Here is a 15,273-nt window from a genome sequence, read left to right on the forward strand (position 1 = left end):
GCATTTGGCGGCTTGAGCGGCTAAGGGCGGGCCAATGATATCGACTTCTTCCTGGCAGGCCAGCGGACTTGTCGCCTTGGGCGGCGGCACCGGTGCTCTCCTGCGCTTTCATGTTGGCCGTCTGGTCACCGCCCTTGTCGGGCCGGCCGCGGCTTTTCCCTGGGGTACCTTCCTGATCAACGTTTCGGGCTCGCTCGCGATGGGCCTGCTGGCTGGCTGGCTGACGCGGGCGAACGGGGGCGAGGCGTGGCGCCTGCTGCTGGCCGTGGGCGTGCTCGGCGGCTTCACCACGTTTTCCTCGTTCAGCCTGGAAACCGCGCTGCTGATCGAGCGCGGGGCCATCGGCCTTGCCGCGACGTATGCCGTGGGATCGGTGCTCGCGGGGCTGGCCGGACTGTTCCTGGGCCTGATCGCGATGCGGGGGGGCGTGGCATGAACAAGCCTTACGAGCCAAAGTCCTACAACCAGAAGGACGATAGCGAAGTCCGCCAGTTCACCATCCAGAAGGACGATGCCGGGGCCCGGCTCGACCGCTGGTTCAAGCGGCACCTGCCGCAGGTGGGCTTTGCCACCGTTTCGCGCTGGGCGCGCACCGGGCAGATCCGGCTCGACGGCAAGCGCGCCGATGTCGACACCCGGCTCGAGGCGGGGCAGGTGCTGCGCGTGCCGCCGGGCGGGACGACACCTGCGAGCAAGGGGCCGCGCAAGCGCAAGCCCTTGACCGAGGAGCAGATCGCGCTCGCCGAATCGATGGTGCTGGAAAAGGATCGCGCGGCGATCGTGCTCAACAAGCCGCCGGGCCTTGCCACGCAAGGCGGCAGCGGCACCTATGAGCACGTCGATGGCCTGCTCGATGCCTATGTCGGCGAGGACGAGCCGCGGCCGCGGCTCGTCCACCGGCTCGACAAGGATACCTCGGGCGTGCTGCTGATCGCGCGCACGCCAGGTAGCGCGGCGTTCTTCTCCAAGCGGTTTTCGGGCCGGTCCGCGCGCAAGATCTACTGGGCGCTGGTGATGGGCGTGCCCGATGTGAAGGACGGGCTGATCGAACTGCCGCTCGCCAAGCAGCCGGGCACCGGCGGCGAGAAGATGATGGTCGACGAAAGCGGCGAAGGTCAGGCCGCGCGCAGCCGCTATCGCGTGATCAGCCGGGCGGGCAACCGCGCCGCCTGGGTCGAGCTGCAGCCGCTGACCGGGCGCACCCACCAGCTGCGCGTGCACATGGCGGCGATCGGCCATCCGATCGTGGGCGATGGCAAGTACGGCGGGCAGGGCGCGTTCCTGACCGGCACGATCAGCCGCAAGATGCACCTTCATGCGCGTCGCCTGCGGATCGAGCATCCCGAAGGCGACCTGATCGATGTGACCGCGCCGCTGCCCGACCACTTCGCGGCGAGCATGGTGAGCCTGGGCTTCCACGAGGAAGAGGGCGACATCCCGCTCGAACCGGTCAAGCTGGTGAGCGAGAAGGATGTCGCCAAGCGCGCGGCCAAGGCGCATGCCAAGGAATACCGCAAGGAACGCCGGGGCGAGCGGCGCAAGCGCGCCGATGGTGGCGGCGGCATCGCCCGCAAGCCGACCGGCAAGCGCGCTGGCGGCGCTCCGGCGGGCAAGAAGGGGGCCGATGGCAAGCCGGCCGCGCGCAAGCCGGTGGCCGGCAAGCCCGGGGCTGGCAAGCCTGCGGCGGGCAGGGCACCCGCGCCAAGGAAGCCCGCAGGTCCCAAGCGCTGATGCATCCCAACCCCGCGTTCCGGAACGACGATCGTGCTCTGCACGAGGCGCTGGTGGAGGAGATCGGCTTCGGCATGATCTTCGCCGCCACGCCCGATGGACCGCGGGTAGCACACACCCCGCTGCTTTCGACCGGGGACGGAGCGGTGCAGTTCCACCTGGCGCGCGGCAATGCTCTGACGCGCGCGATCGAGAGCGCCACCGCGCTGATCGTGGTCAACGGCCCCGACGGCTATGTCAGCCCGCGCTGGTATGCCGACCCGGCGCAGGTGCCGACGTGGAACTACGTCGCGCTTGAACTGGAAGGGCGGGTGCGGCGGATGGAGCGCGAAGGCTTGCGCGCGCTGCTGGAGGCGCTGTCGGCCCGGCACGAGGCGCGGCTTACCGATGGCGCGCCGTGGACGATGGACAAGATGCCCGAGGCTGCGCTGTCGCAAATGATGGACGCGATCGTCGGGTTCGAGATGGAAGTGCTGGCCTGGCGCCCGACGTTCAAGCTTTCGCAGAACAAGGCGCCCGAGGAGCGCGAGCGGGTGGCCGCCGGGCTCGAGGCGGAAGGTTCGCCCGCCATCGCGCAGCTGATGCGGCGGCTGGTGCCATGAGCCTGCGGCTGGCGATCTTCGATTGCGACGGCACGCTCGTCGACAGCCAGGCCGATATCTGCGCGTCGATGGATGCCGCTTTCCTGGCGAACGGGCTGGAGCCGCCGGCGCGGCAGGCGACGCGCCGGGTGGTGGGCCTTTCGCTGCACGAGGCGATGCGGCGGCTGCACCCCAATGGCGCGCACGACGATCACGCCGCGCTGACGCAGGCGTACAAGAATGCGTTCCGTGCCCGGCGCGAGGCGGGATCGCTGGCCGAGCCGCTGTACGAAGGGATCGCCGCACTGATCGAGGAGCTTGTCGCGGATGGCTGGCTGCTGGGCGTCGCCACGGGCAAGAGCGACCGGGGGCTGGTGCACTGTTTGCAGACGCATGGCCTGACCGGCCATTTCCTGACGCTGCAGACCGCCGACCGGCACCCGTCGAAGCCCGATCCGAGCATGATCGAGGCCTGCCTTGCCGATACCGGCGCCGATCGCGCCCTGACCGCGATGATCGGCGATACTGCCTACGACATGGAGATGGCCGTCAACGCTCGCGTCCGCGCCTTCGGCGTCGACTGGGGCTACCACGAGCCGGAAGACCTGTTCGAGGCAGGGGCCGAGGCGGTCGCGACATCGATGACGGAGCTGCGCGCGCTGCTGCGGGGGATGGAATGAGCGGGCGAGATCCGGCCATCGCGCGCTTTGCCGTGCTGCAGGCGGTGCGTCTGTCAGGCGCGCTGATCGCGCTGGCCGGCGTGCTGGTGTCTTCGGGCAATGTCGCCTGGCTGAAGGCCGTGCCGCCCGCTGCGGGCTTTCCACTGCTGCTGGTGGGCATGGTCGACTTCTTCTTCGTGCCGCCGCTGCTGGCGCGCCGCTGGAAAAGCAAGGACTGATGAAGCGTTTCTACAAGCAAGTCGCCGTCGCCCGGGAAGGCGAAGGCTACCGCGTCACGCTCGATGGGCGCGGCATCCGCACCGTGGCCCGCCAGCCGCAGATCGTGCCGAGCGCTGCCCTGGCCGGGGCGATGGCCGCCGAATGGGACGGGCAAGGCGAAGAAATCGAGCCGGCGCGCTTCGTGTTCCGCGACATGGCGGATTACGCGCTCGATGTCGTGGCGCCGGACCGCGCGCGAGCGATCATGGAATTGCTGCCTTACGGCGAGACCGACACGCTGTGCTATCGCGCCGAACCGGACGAGCCGCTCGCCGCGCGCCAGCGCGAGGTGTGGGAGCCGCTGCTCGCCGCTGCCGAAGCGCGCCACGGCGTACGCTTCCAGCGCGTGGCCGGCATCATCCACAAGCCGCAGGCCGGCGAAACGCTGGCTGCGTTGCAGGCGGTGCTCGAAGGGCTGGACGCCTTCGCGCTGGCTGCCTTGCGCAACACCACCAGCCTTGCCGCATCGCTGGTGCTCGGGATCGAGGCGATCCTGCCCGATGCCGATCTCGACACGCTGTGGAATGCGGCCAACCTTGAAGAGGATTGGCAGGCCGAGCTGTGGGGCAAGGACGAGGAAGCCATGGCACGGCGCGACCTACGGCGCGGGGCCTTCATCGCCGCCGCGCGCTTTGCCGGCCTTTCGCGCGGCTGAGGCGGGAACCGCCGGGTAACCCCAAGCGCTTTTTCGACAGACCAGCTGAAGGAGCAGGAGCCATGCCGCGTGGAGACAAGGACGCCTATACCGGCAAGCAGAAGCGCCAGGCCGAACATATCGAGGAAGGCTACGAAGATCGGGGCGTGAGCAAGGACGAGGCCGAGCGTCGCGCTTGGGCCACCGTCAACAAGCAGGACGGTGGCGGCAAGAAGTCCGGTTCGGGCCGAGGGCGCAAGAGCGACCACAGCCCGTCGAAGCGCGGCGGCGAAAAGGCCGGCTCCTCGCAAAGCCATGCCAAGCGATCGGCCGCAGCGAAGAAGGGCTGGGAAACCCGCCGGCGCAAGGCTGCGCGTTAGTTGTCCTCGGCGTACCGCTCGCGCCAGCGGGCGCGGATCGTATCCGAGCTTTCCCGGCTGTCGTCATGGCTCCAGCCGGGCTCGCGCACGAGGTAGGACAGCTTGTGCCGGAACGGCGCGGTGAGGAAATCGCGTAGCATCGCGGTCCACTCGTGGAAGGCGGCATGCAGCAGGTGGAAGCTGCCCAACTGGCGCACGATGCCATAGCGGATGCGGCCTAGGCCCGGCACTTCGCCTTCGTCGCGCTGTGGCTGATACGTGCCGAACAGCCGATCCCACACGATCAGCACGCCGGCATAGTTGCGATCGAGATAGAGCGGATTGGTCGCGTGGTGCACCCGGTGGTGAGACGGTGTGTTGAACACCGCTTCGAACCAGCGCGGCATCCGACCGACCGCTTCGGTGTGAATCCAGAACTGATAGATCAGGTTCACCCCGCCGACGGTGACAATCATCGCCGGTGGAAAGCCGAGCAGCGCCGGCCAGATGCGGAACACGAACGACAAGGCGATGAACCCGGTCCAGGTCTGCCGCAGCGCGGTCGACAGATTGTAGTGCTGGCTGGAATGGTGATTGACGTGGCTCGCCCAGAACCAGCGCACGCGGTGGCCGGTGCGATGTGCCCAGTAGTAATTGAAATCGTCGAGCAGGAAGCAGGCGATCCAGGCCCACCATGCCCACGGCACGGTGGCGATGCGGTGCGCATAAAGCCAGGTCGCCGCCGCATAGACGACCGCGGCGGTCAGGGCCCCGGCAATCGTGCTGCCCAGCCCGAGCGCCAGGCTGGTGAGCGTATCAGCGGGTTCGTAGGCATCGGGGCGGCGGCGCTGCGCCCAGAGCATTTCGAGCACGATGGCGAGGATGAAGAACGGGATCGCGAAGACGACGACCTCGATCGGGTGGTCGAGCGGCTTCATGCCGAGGCTCCAAGGCGGCGCAGGCTTGCGGCCCAGGCCTGCGCCTGCGGGCCGAGATCGAGCGTGACCGCGCCGAACCGCCGTTCGCGCGTGGCGATGGTGAGGAACTGCCGATCGAGCCGGATGCCCTGATAATCCGCGATCAGCCGTGCGGCGAAATGGCTGCCGTGGCGGCGCAGCAGCAGGACGCGTCCGTCGGCACCGCGTACCAGAGCGCCGATCCGCGCGCGATCGAGCGCGACCTCGACCGGACCGAATCCGCAGATCGCCTCTTCGGCGAGCTCGCGGGCATGGTCCTCGTCGCGCAGGCGCACGTCGCCGCCAAGCTTCATCGCCCGCGCGATCCACCAGATGGCCAGGATCGCGGCGAGCGAAAGCACGCCCTGCACCGCAAGCCCCAGCAGATTGATGCCCCCCGACATCGCCCCCGGCTTTCTTAAGCTCAGCCGTTGGCGGCGAGCATGTCGACTTGCGCGCGGATCGGGCCGATGTCGTAGCCCGCGCCAGCCGCGCTGGCGGCGATCTGATCAGGCGCCATGCCGCGCTTGGCCTGGGTCAACGCCCACAGCAGCGTCGAGCGCGTGCCGGAGCGGCAATAGGCAAGCACGGGCGCATCCCCGGCGCTGGCGAGCGCGGCATCGAGCGCTTCGACCTGCGGCAGCGAGAAGCCGGCATGGCTGACCGGAATGGCAACGTAGGCGATGCCGGCAGCCTTGGCCGCGGCTTCGATTTCGGCGCCCGGGGTCTGGTCGTCGGATTCGCCTTCGGGCCGGTTGTTGACGATCAGGGCGATGCCGAGCGCCTTGGCCTGTGCCACGTCGTCCACGGTGATCTGCGGGCTGGCGTACGTCTTGTCGTCGATCTTGCGGAACATGATTCTTATCCTCTTGCCGCCGCGTCCGCGAGCCGGCGCTTTTCGCGCCGGTTGCGGCCGACGATGTTGAGCAGCTCGACGAATACCGAGAAGCCCATCGCCGCGTAGATGTATCCCTTGGGAATGTGGAGTCCGAACCCGTCTGCCAGCAGCACGAGCCCGATCATCACCAGGAACGAGAGCGCCAGCATGACGAGGCTGGGGTTCTTTTCGATGAACTTCGCCAGCGGATCGGCCGCGATCATCATCAGCGATACGGTGGTGACGACCGCGGCGATCATGATCGGGATCTCGTCGGTCATGCCGACGGCGGTGAGGATCGAATCGATCGAGAAGACCAGATCGAGCGCGATGATCTGCGCAATGGTCGAGCCGAAGTTGGCAACGACCGCCTGTCCTGCGCTGCCCCCATGTCCCGCTCCGCCGTGCCCCTTGTGGTCGAGCAACTCGCCGCTCGGCTCGGGATCGATGTTGTGGTGAATTTCCTTGGTCGCCTTCCACAGCAGGAACAGGCCGCCTGCGATCAGGATCAGGTCGCGACCCGAAAACGCCGTTTCGAACGTCGGTTCGCCATGCGCGCCGGGCTTGCCGGCGATGCCGAGGTCGATCAGCGGTGCCTGCAGGGTGACGATCCAGCCGATCAGCGTGAGCAGGCCCAGCCGCAGGCCAAGCGCGAGCAGGAGGCCGATGCGCCGCGCCTTCTGCTGCTGTTCGGGCGGCAGCTTGTTCGACAGGATGGCGATGAACACCAGGTTGTCGATGCCCAGCACGATCTCGAGCAGGACGAGCGTGACGAAGGCGGCCCACGCAGCGGGATCGGCCAGGAGTGCGAGAATATCCATGGCTTGGGCTTGTGCCCAATGCAGCCCGCGTCGGCAAGGCGGAGCTGCGTTGTTGCAAATGTCAAAGTATTTCGCGCCGTTTTCGGCGAAAACGGTGGATTCCGTTCGCGCTGGGCGTTTTTGTAGGCTATAGTGGAAAGTGCAATGGAGTGGGCCGGCTGAAATCCGGCGCGAATCCCTTGTCGTGCCGCCGGCATTCGAGTCCGGCCAGCGGTGCCGGGAAAGCAGGGCGAACGAAGGTTTATTGGTTTTTATGGGTTTTGACAGAGGGCGGCGGGGTCGCGGACGCGACAAGCGCGACGGTTTCGGCGACGAAGGTTTTGATCCCTACGGCGGTGGCGGCGGTTTCGGCGGCGGTGGTTATGACCGCGGCGGTTTCGGCGGCGGCGGCGGCCGTGGTGGCTTCGGCGGCGGTGACCGTGGTGGCTTCGGTGGCGGCGATCGCGGCGGCTTCGGCGGCGGCGGTGGCGGCGGCTTCGGTGGCCCGCGCGGCGGCGGCGGCGGTGGCTTCGGCGGTCCGCGCGGCGGCGGCATGCCCGCCCAGGTGGTCGGCACCGGCAAGGGTGTCGTAAAGTTCTTCAACGGCCAGAAGGGCTTCGGCTTCATCCAGCGTGAAGACGGCGGCGAAGATGTGTTCGTGCACATCAGCGCGGTCGAGCGCGCGGGCCTTGAAGGTCTGGCCGAAGGGCAGCAGCTCGAATTCAACCTCGTCGATCGCGGCGGGAAGATTTCGGCCGCCGACCTTCAGGTCGTGGGCGACGTGATCCCGGTGGCGGCCAAGCCGGCTGCCCCGCAGCGCCAGCTGACGGGCGAGAAGGCCACCGGCACGGTCAAGTTCTTCAACGCGATGAAGGGCTTTGGCTTCATCACGCGTGACGACGGCCAGCCGGACGCATTCGTGCATATCAGCGCGGTTGAGCGTTCGGGCCTGCGCGAGCTGAACGAGGGCGACAAGCTCGAGTTCGATCTCGAGGTCGATCGACGAGGCAAGCACTCGGCGGTCAACCTGGTGCCGGTCCAGGGTTGATCCCGATCGCATCGCCCCTTGGTCGGTTTGACCGGGGGCCTGCAAAAGCCTAAACGTGCCCAGATGGCGGCCCTTCCGGGGCCGCCATTTGTCGTTTGCGATTCCCACCTTCCATCTGCGGCCCGCCCAGAGCGCGGAGCCGATTCGTGAATGAACAGGAGATGCCGATGTCGATCACCCCGCTGATGCCCGTCTACCCCCGGTGCGGCGTGCGTCCGGTGCGAGGCGAACATTGCCACCTGATTTCCGAGGACGGCACCCGCTATCTCGACTTCGCCAGCGGCATCGCGGTGAACCTGCTCGGCCATTCGAACGAGCACCTGATCGGCGCCATCCAGCGCCAGGCCGCTACGCTGATGCATGTCTCCAACCTCTATGGCAGCCCGCAGGGGGAACACCTTGCGCAGCGGCTGGTCGACCTGACGTTTGCCGACACGGTGTTCTTCACCAACTCGGGCGCAGAGGCGGTGGAATGCGCGATCAAGACGGCGCGCGCCTATCACCAGCACGTCGGCAACACCGACAAGTACGAACTGATCACCTTCAAGAACGCCTTCCATGGCCGCACGCTGGCAACGATCAGCGCGTCGAACCAGGAAAAGATGCACCACGGCTTCCTGCCGCTGCTCGAAGGGTTCAAGTACGTCGATTTCGACGATCTCGAAGGCGCCAAGGCAGCGATTGGCCCCAACACGGCCGGGTTCCTGGTCGAACCGATCCAGGGCGAAGGCGGCATCCGCGATGCGTCCGAGGAATTCCTCAAGGGCCTGCGCGCCTTGTGCGACGAGCATGATCTCGTGCTGATCTTCGACGAGGTGCAGTGCGGCGTCGCGCGCACCGGCACGCTTTACGCCTATGAACAGTACGGCGTGACGCCGGACGTGATGGCGACGGCCAAGGGCATCGGCGGCGGCTTCCCCGTCGGCGCGTGCCTCGCCACCGAAAAGGCGGCGCGCGGCATGGTGATCGGCACGCACGGCAGCACCTATGGCGGCAACCCGCTGGCGATGGCGGCCGGCGAAGCGGTGCTCGACGTGGTGGCCAACCCGGAATTCCTGGCGCAGGTCAACGCCACGGGCGAGCGCCTGCGCGGCCGGCTCGAACAGTTCATCGGCAACTACCCCGACATGTTCGAGCTCGTGCGCGGGCGCGGGCTGATGCTCGGTGTGAAGATGAAGATCGAACCGCGTCCGTTCGTGGCGCACATGCGCGACAATCACCAGCTGCTGACCGTGGCGGCGGGCGACATGACCGTACGCATCCTGCCTCCGCTGGTGATCGGCGATGCCGAGATCGACGAGTTCATGGACAAGCTTTCGGCCGCCGCCGCCAGCTACAGCGTCGAAAGCCCTGCGACATGAGCAAGCGCGACTTCCTCAACCTCGCCGATGCGGGCGGGGACGGCGTTGCCGCGATCCTGGCGGACGCGATCGACCGCAAGCGCGCGCGTGTCGGCCAGCCGAAGGGCCGGGTCGACGCCGACGCGCCGCTTGCCGACCATGTGCTGGCGATGGTGTTCGAGAAGAATTCGACCCGCACGCGCGTGTCGTTCGACATCGCCATCCGGCAGTTGGGTGGCAGCGCGGTCATTCTCGATTCGGGGACGACCCAGCTCGGCCGTGGCGAAACCATCGCCGACACGGCGCGCGTGCTGAGTCGCATGGCCGACGCGATCATGCTGCGCACCGACGATCATGCCAAGGTCGAAGAGCTGGCGCATTATGCCAGCGTCCCCGTCATCAACGGCCTGACCGACCTGTCGCACCCCTGCCAGATCGCGGCGGACCTGCTGACCGTGATCGAGCGCGGCAAGGCGCTGCCCGGCCTTGAGGTCGCGTGGCTTGGCGATGGCAATAACGTGCTCAACTCGATCGTCGAGGCGGCGGGGCTGATGAAGTTCAACGTCCGCATCGGCGTGCCCGAAGGGTATGAGCCGGACGGCGGCTTCATGGCGTTGGCCGAAGCCGGGGGCGCGCGGATCAGCGTGCACCGCGATGCCGCCGAAGCGGTACGCGGGGCCGATGTGGTGGTGACCGACACCTGGATCTCGATGGGCCAGGCCCATGCCGAGGCGAAGCTGGCGGCCATGGCGCCCTACCAGGTCGATGAGCGCCTGATGGCGCAGGCGCGACCGGATGCCGTGTTCCTGCACTGCCTGCCGGCGCACCGGAACGAGGAAGTGACCGACGCCGTTATCGATGGACCGCATTCGGCCGTCTGGGACGAAGCGGAAAATCGGATTCACGCGCAGAAGTCGATCCTGCGCTGGGTGTTTGGACAGATCTGACGATGGCGCAGCAGGAAACGGGTGACGATCGGACCGGGTTCGATCGCATCCTGCAATTCACGATCCCCGACCGCGACACGCGCGGTCGCATGGTGCGGCTCGGCCCCGTTCTCGACACGATCCTGTCGGCGCACGCCTATCCCCTGCCGATCCGCAACCTGCTGGCCGAAGCGCTGGTGGTCACGGCGCTGCTCGGCTCGCTGCTCAAGGATGGCGAAGGCCAGCTCACCATGCAGGCGCAGTCTCAGGACGGTGTCGTCGACCTGCTCGTCTGCGATTATCGCAACGGCGAGTTGCGCGGCTATGTCCGTCATGATCGTGCCCGTCTGGACGAACTGGGGCCGAGCCCCAGCCTCCATTCGCTGTTCGGCGATGGCTATCTTGCGATCACCTTCGACCTTGCCGCGACGGGCCAGCGTTATCAGGGCATCGTTCCACTTGAAGGCGGCAGCCTGCGCGAAGCTTGCGAGCGATATTTCTGGCAGTCGGAGCAGGTGCCGACGCTGATCCGGCTTGGCATCAACTGCGAACCCGGTCACGCCTCGGCCGGTGGCCTGCTGCTGCAGCACCTTCCCGAAGGCGAGGAGGGGCGCGAGCGCTTGCATGTGCGGCTGGATCATCCGCAGTGGGAACACGTCTCGATCATGGGCGGGGCGATCACCCCGGCTGAACTGTCCGACGCATCGCTTGGCCTGGAAGACCTGCTGTGGCGCCTGTTCCACGAAGAGCGCGAGGTGCGCGTGGCACCGGGGGCAAAGATCGTGCGCGGCTGCCGCTGCACGCTGGAACACTACCGCGAACTGATCGGGCGCTTCCCGGCCGACGAACAGGCGGAGATGGCGAACGAGGCGGGCGACATCGTCGTCGACTGCGCGTTTTGTTCGAAGGATTTCGTGATCAAGCCGACCGCCTGATCTTGCCGCAGGCGCCGCTGGCGCGCGGCCCGGCATTGCGTCGTTCCGGCCCGAAGGCTAGCGATCAGGCATGGTCGCAAACTCCCTCGGCGCCGACGCGCCTCTCGCGGTAGTCCTCCTGTCGGGCGGGCTCGATTCCATGGTCTGCGCAGGCCTTGCCAAGGAGCAGGGCTTCCGCGTTCTGGCGCTCACCATCGATTACAACCAGCGGCATCGCGTTGAACTCGATGCCGCCAAGCGCATCGCCACCCGGGTCGGCGTGGAGCGGCACGTCATCCTTCCGCTCGATCTGCGGCAGTTCGGCGGATCGGCGCTGACCGCGGACATCGACGTGCCCAAGGACGGCGTGGGCCCGGATATCCCGATCACCTATGTGCCGGCGCGCAACCTCGTGTTCCTCTCGCTGGCGCTGGCCTGGGCCGAAGCGGCGGGATCGGCCGACCTGTTCATCGGCGTCAACGCGCTCGACTATTCGGGCTATCCGGACTGCCGCCCGGAATTCGTCGCCGGCTTCGAGAGCCTTGCGCGCGTCGCCACGAGCTATGGCGCGAAGGGGGGCAAGGTGACCGTGCATGCGCCGCTGCAGCACTTGCGCAAGGCTGACATCGCGCGTGAAGCTGCAAGGCTTAAGCTTGATGCAGGGGAGAGCTGGTCGTGTTACGATCCGCTTCCCGATGGCCGTGCATGCGGTCAATGCGACAGCTGCCGTCTGCGTCGTGCCGGGTTCCAAGAGGCGGGCCTGGACGACGGGACGATATATGGATGAGGTTGCTAGGGATCCGGGCGCCATTGGCGCGCGGGTCGAAGGGTACAGCTGGTACGCGTTGGGCGTACTGGTCTTGGTCTGTCTGCTCAATTTCGTCGATCGCCAGCTGCTGACGATCCTCGCGGTCGACATTAAGCGCGATCTGGCCATTGATGACGGGCAGTTCGGCTTTCTCTACGGCACCGCGTTCGGTGTCTTCTATGCCTTGTTCGGGATCCCGCTGGGCAAGCTCGCGGATCGCTATGCCAGGACCCGGTTGTTGGCGATCGGGCTCGCGCTGTGGTCGGGAATGACCGCGCTTTCGGGGCTGTCGCGTTCGTTCGTTCAATTGGGCGCGGCCCGCATCGGCGTCGGCGTGGGCGAAGCAACGGCAGGGCCCTGTGCCTATTCGCTGCTTGCGGACTACTTTCCGCCGCGGCGCAGGGCGACGGCCATCGCGATCTATTCGGCGGGCGTTTATCTGGGCGGCGGGGTGTCACTCTACCTCGGCACGTCCATCGCCAGCGCCTGGAACAATGCCTTTCCGATCAGCGAGCGACCGTTCGGCCTGGCTGGCTGGCAGGCGGCGTTCCTTGCCGTCGGCATTCCGGGGCTGTTGCTGTCGGCTTGGGTGCGCAGTCTGCGCGAGCCGGTTCGCGGGCGATATGAAGGAACCCCGCATCCTAACCAGCCCGGACGGCAAGCGCTTCGCGCCTTTGTTGCCGATCTCGGCACAATCGTCCCACCATTCACGCTTTTTGCCGCGGCGCGTCGTGGCCGCGCCTCGCTGGTGTCGAACCTGATCGCGCTGGCACTCGTCGCTGCGGCAGCCACCTTGGCCAGCCTGCTGCTGGGCGACCCCCTGCAATGGATCGCGCTCGGAACCGGGGTTTACGCGATCATATCATGGGCGAGCTCATTGCGGCTGTCGGATCCGGCAGCGTACCAGGTCATCTGGAAGTCGCCGACGATTGTCGGTCTCAACATCGGCTATGGCCTGCTGAGCGCGGTGTCCTACGCAAGCGCCGCGTTCGGACCGCTGTTCGCGATGCAGTATCACGCCATTTCGCCCACGGCCGTCGCGTTGGTCGTCGGCGGGTCGGCCGCTGCGGGTGGCGCCCTGGGCGTGGTGACCGGCGGGGCGCTGGGCGACCGGGTCGGTGCGAATGGAAGCAATTCGCGACGGATCCTGATCGTGATCGTGGCCTCGGCGCTTTCGCTGGTGCCCAATCTCGTGTCGCTGCTGACCGGCTCCTCGACCGTGTTCCTTCTGTCGGTCTTCCCCATGTGGTTCCTGATGAGCGCCGGGCTGGGCGGTGCCTCGGGCGCGATGGTCAACCTGGTGCCACCATCGCTGCGCGCCACCGCCACCGCAGCCTTCTTCCTCGGCGCGACTATCCTGGGGCTGGCCCTGGGGCCCTATAGCGCGGGACGTATCTCGACCGAATTCGCCAGCTTGCGGGTTGGGTTGGGCGCGATGCTTCTGCTGCTGATCCCCGCATTCGTCGCCTTGGGGATTGCCTGGCGGAGTTGCTACCGCCAGGAGCAGGCGCGCGGCGCTTGATCAGGCGGGCTTGAACACGCCACAGGCGATACGGCTGCCGCTGTTGCCTGCCGGGTCGGTCATGTAGTCGTCCGGCCCCGCATGGACCACGATTGCCGTGCCGTCCTGGTCGAAGATGCTGGGCAGGAGGGTGTCGGCAGCGCCCTGCAGCGTAGCCGTGGCGGTTCCGGCGCCCGCGCTTCCCACCATGAGGTTGGGAAGGTCGCCAAGATGCGCCCCTGCTGGATTGTGCGTTCCATGAGCGCGTGAGGCCGGGTTCAGGTGCGGGCCGGCCGAGGTGAAGCCCGGCGCCTCGCACTTTCCGACGGCATGCAGATGAAGGCCGTGCTCACCGGGTGCAAGGTTGCTGGCATCGAGCGTCAACATCACGGATCCACCGCGCTCGGTCAGCCGGGCGGTTCCGACCGGCTTGCCACTGGCGTCGAACATGTCCGCGGTGCCGAGCGTGCGCGAAGTGTCCGCCGTCGTCGCGCAGGCGGACAGGCCGAGGGCGGCCACCGTGGTAGTGAGCAGAGCAATCCGGTTCAATCGAGCCTCCCGCAGAAGTCGTGTCGTGCCACCAACGAAGAAGGGGCCGGATTGCTCCGGCCCCTTCCAAAAAACAACCTGTCGGTCGCTTACATGCCCGAGCCCGGACCGTAAGTGATTTCGACGCGGCGGTTCTGCAGTTCGCGAACGCCGTCGGCGGTCGGAACGCGCGGGTTGGCTTCACCGAACGCCTGGCTGGTGATCGCAGCCTGCGGCACGCCGTGCGAGGTCAGGTACGACTGGACCGAAGCGTTACGACGAGCCGAGAGGCCGAGGTTGTACTTCGGCGTACCCGAACGGTCGGTGTAACCGGCCAGCATGATCGGAACGTTGGCGCAGTTGCCGTAAGCCGTGACGGCGTTGTCGAGAATGGTCGCCGCTTCAGGCGTGATGTCCGACTTATCCCAGTCGAAGAACACGATGTACGGACCCTTGTTGCAGACCGGAGCCGGCGGCGGGGGCGGCGGGGGCGGCGGGGGCGGCGGCGGGGGCGGCGGCGGCGGAGCGGGCTCCGGCATCGGCTCTGCACCACCGAAGTTGTAGGCCAGGGTCGCCAGCAGCGAGTGCGAGCGGAAGCGGGTTTCGAGCGGCACGCCAGCGATCAGGCCGTTGCCGGCCAGCTTCACGTTGTTGACGTTGAAGAAACGGTACTTCAGGCCCACGTCCCAGTGCTTGTTCAGCGGGGCGCGAACGCCAGCCAGAACCTGCCAGGCGAAGTTGGTGTCCGAATCGTCGGTACCGACGTTCACCGGGGTGATGACGTGATACTTAACGTTGGCAACGCCGACACCGCCGCCGACGAAGCCCTGGAGGCCATCGTCATCGCCGAAATCGAGCAGGCCGTTGACCATGTAGCTCAGCGCACGGGCGTGGCCACGCAGGTTGCCGTCTTCGCGGTTGAAGGTCGTGCCGTTGTATTCCAGCGAGTCCGTCTTGGCGTGACGGTAGCTCACTTCCGACTCAAGGCGGAAACCGCCGAAGTCGTAACCAACGATCCCGCCGAAGTCGTAGCCCGTCTTCGTGTCGAGAGTTGCGGCGTTGGCAACGCCATCAACTTTGACTTCCGAATTCTCCAGCAGCATCGCGCCGCCATCGGCTTCGACGTACCAGGAATCATTCCGGGCCAGCGCCGGAGTCGCCATTGCTGTCGACGCCAAGGCAAAGCCAAGGACCAGTTTCCGCATTATCGTTTCCCCTTTTAGCGAAATCACGCCACGTCGTGGCAGATGTCTACCGGTTCTATTGTATTCATGCAAGCGGGCAGGCATCCAATCTGTTGCCCAAAAACAACTACTAGTGGTTGTTTCTGCA

At 66.8% G+C, this 15,273-nt stretch carries 19 protein-coding genes; 13 read left to right on the forward strand and 6 right to left on the reverse strand.

Features of this window, described 5'->3' with window-relative positions:
* Positions 1-34: 34 nt before the first annotated feature.
* From crcB to HHL27_RS17125, 7 genes are all read left to right on the forward strand, one after another.
* Positions 35-436, forward strand: a complete 402-nt coding sequence (crcB, locus tag HHL27_RS17095) for a fluoride efflux transporter CrcB (protein WP_169494599.1) — start codon at positions 35-37, stop codon at positions 434-436.
* Positions 433-1,731, forward strand: a complete 1,299-nt coding sequence (locus HHL27_RS17100) for an RluA family pseudouridine synthase (protein ID WP_169494600.1) — start codon at positions 433-435, stop codon at positions 1,729-1,731. The genes crcB and HHL27_RS17100 overlap by 4 nt, the downstream gene beginning before the upstream one ends.
* A complete protein-coding gene (locus HHL27_RS17105; protein WP_169494601.1) occupies positions 1,731-2,333 on the forward strand; it encodes an FMN-binding negative transcriptional regulator in 603 nt (200 codons plus the stop codon). The genes HHL27_RS17100 and HHL27_RS17105 overlap by 1 nt, the downstream gene beginning before the upstream one ends.
* The gene (locus tag HHL27_RS17110) at positions 2,330-2,992 is read left to right on the forward strand and encodes an HAD-IA family hydrolase (protein ID WP_169494602.1); all 663 of its coding nucleotides are present in this window, start codon (positions 2,330-2,332) and stop codon (positions 2,990-2,992) included. Before HHL27_RS17105 ends, HHL27_RS17110 begins: the two co-directional genes overlap by 4 nt.
* Positions 2,989-3,210 (forward strand): hypothetical protein, encoded by a 222-nt coding sequence (locus HHL27_RS17115; RefSeq protein WP_169494603.1) that lies wholly within the window; start codon positions 2,989-2,991, stop codon positions 3,208-3,210. Before HHL27_RS17110 ends, HHL27_RS17115 begins: the two co-directional genes overlap by 4 nt.
* The gene (locus HHL27_RS17120; RefSeq protein ID WP_169494604.1) at positions 3,210-3,905 is read left to right on the forward strand and encodes an ATP12 family chaperone protein; all 696 of its coding nucleotides are present in this window, start codon (positions 3,210-3,212) and stop codon (positions 3,903-3,905) included. The genes HHL27_RS17115 and HHL27_RS17120 overlap by 1 nt, the downstream gene beginning before the upstream one ends.
* 62 nt (positions 3,906-3,967) lie before the next feature.
* A complete protein-coding gene (locus tag HHL27_RS17125; protein WP_169494605.1) occupies positions 3,968-4,264 on the forward strand; it encodes a plasmid stabilization protein in 297 nt (98 codons plus the stop codon).
* Here HHL27_RS17125 and HHL27_RS17130 read toward each other — a convergent pair.
* Genes HHL27_RS17130 through HHL27_RS17145 form a run of 4 tightly spaced genes read right to left on the reverse strand, consistent with a single transcriptional unit; the run spans position 4,261 to position 6,897 of the window.
* The gene (locus HHL27_RS17130) at positions 4,261-5,181 is read right to left on the reverse strand and encodes a sterol desaturase family protein (protein ID WP_169494606.1); all 921 of its coding nucleotides are present in this window, start codon (positions 5,179-5,181) and stop codon (positions 4,261-4,263) included. The two genes, HHL27_RS17125 and HHL27_RS17130, sit on opposite strands and share 4 nt — an antisense overlap.
* Positions 5,178-5,603, reverse strand: coding sequence for a hypothetical protein (locus HHL27_RS17135; protein WP_169494607.1), 426 nt, complete (start codon positions 5,601-5,603; stop codon positions 5,178-5,180). The genes HHL27_RS17130 and HHL27_RS17135 overlap by 4 nt, the downstream gene beginning before the upstream one ends.
* A gap of 20 nt (positions 5,604-5,623) precedes the next feature.
* Entirely contained in the window at positions 5,624-6,055 is a 432-nt protein-coding gene (locus HHL27_RS17140; protein ID WP_169494608.1) for a protein tyrosine phosphatase family protein, read from the reverse strand.
* A 5-nt stretch (positions 6,056-6,060) separates the two neighbouring features.
* Complete coding sequence (locus HHL27_RS17145) at positions 6,061-6,897, reverse strand: TerC family protein (protein ID WP_169494609.1); 837 nt, start codon at positions 6,895-6,897, stop codon at positions 6,061-6,063.
* Between the two features lie 253 nt (positions 6,898-7,150).
* Between HHL27_RS17145 and HHL27_RS22740 the strand changes: the two genes are divergently transcribed.
* From HHL27_RS22740 to HHL27_RS17175, 6 genes are all read left to right on the forward strand, one after another.
* On the forward strand, positions 7,151-7,924 hold the full coding sequence (locus tag HHL27_RS22740) for a cold-shock protein (protein WP_169494610.1): 774 nt from the start codon (positions 7,151-7,153) through the stop codon (positions 7,922-7,924).
* 167 nt (positions 7,925-8,091) lie between these two features.
* Positions 8,092-9,285 carry an aspartate aminotransferase family protein gene (locus HHL27_RS17155; RefSeq protein WP_169494611.1) on the forward strand — a complete coding sequence of 398 codons (1,194 nt, stop codon included), beginning with the start codon at positions 8,092-8,094 and terminating at the stop codon, positions 9,283-9,285.
* Positions 9,282-10,211: an ornithine carbamoyltransferase gene (argF, locus tag HHL27_RS17160; protein ID WP_169494612.1), complete on the forward strand. Its 930-nt coding sequence runs from the start codon at positions 9,282-9,284 to the stop codon at positions 10,209-10,211. Before HHL27_RS17155 ends, argF begins: the two co-directional genes overlap by 4 nt.
* Positions 10,212-10,213: 2 nt before the next feature.
* The gene (gene hslO / locus HHL27_RS17165) at positions 10,214-11,125 is read left to right on the forward strand and encodes an Hsp33 family molecular chaperone HslO (protein WP_169494613.1); all 912 of its coding nucleotides are present in this window, start codon (positions 10,214-10,216) and stop codon (positions 11,123-11,125) included.
* A gap of 70 nt (positions 11,126-11,195) precedes the next feature.
* Entirely contained in the window at positions 11,196-11,891 is a 696-nt protein-coding gene (gene queC / locus HHL27_RS17170; RefSeq protein ID WP_169494614.1) for a 7-cyano-7-deazaguanine synthase QueC, read from the forward strand.
* Complete coding sequence (locus tag HHL27_RS17175) at positions 11,884-13,434, forward strand: MFS transporter (RefSeq protein WP_169494615.1); 1,551 nt, start codon at positions 11,884-11,886, stop codon at positions 13,432-13,434. Before queC ends, HHL27_RS17175 begins: the two co-directional genes overlap by 8 nt.
* Here the strand turns inward: HHL27_RS17175 and HHL27_RS17180 are convergent, their stop codons facing one another.
* The gene (locus HHL27_RS17180; RefSeq protein WP_240959936.1) at positions 13,435-13,962 is read right to left on the reverse strand and encodes a superoxide dismutase family protein; all 528 of its coding nucleotides are present in this window, start codon (positions 13,960-13,962) and stop codon (positions 13,435-13,437) included.
* Positions 13,963-14,051: 89 nt separating this feature from the next.
* Entirely contained in the window at positions 14,052-15,146 is a 1,095-nt protein-coding gene (locus tag HHL27_RS17185; RefSeq protein ID WP_169494616.1) for an OmpA family protein, read from the reverse strand.
* Positions 15,147-15,273 lie beyond the last annotated feature (127 nt).

It is taken from the genome of Novosphingobium olei, assembly GCF_012927405.1.
Classification (GTDB): domain Bacteria; phylum Pseudomonadota; class Alphaproteobacteria; order Sphingomonadales; family Sphingomonadaceae; genus Novosphingobium; species Novosphingobium olei.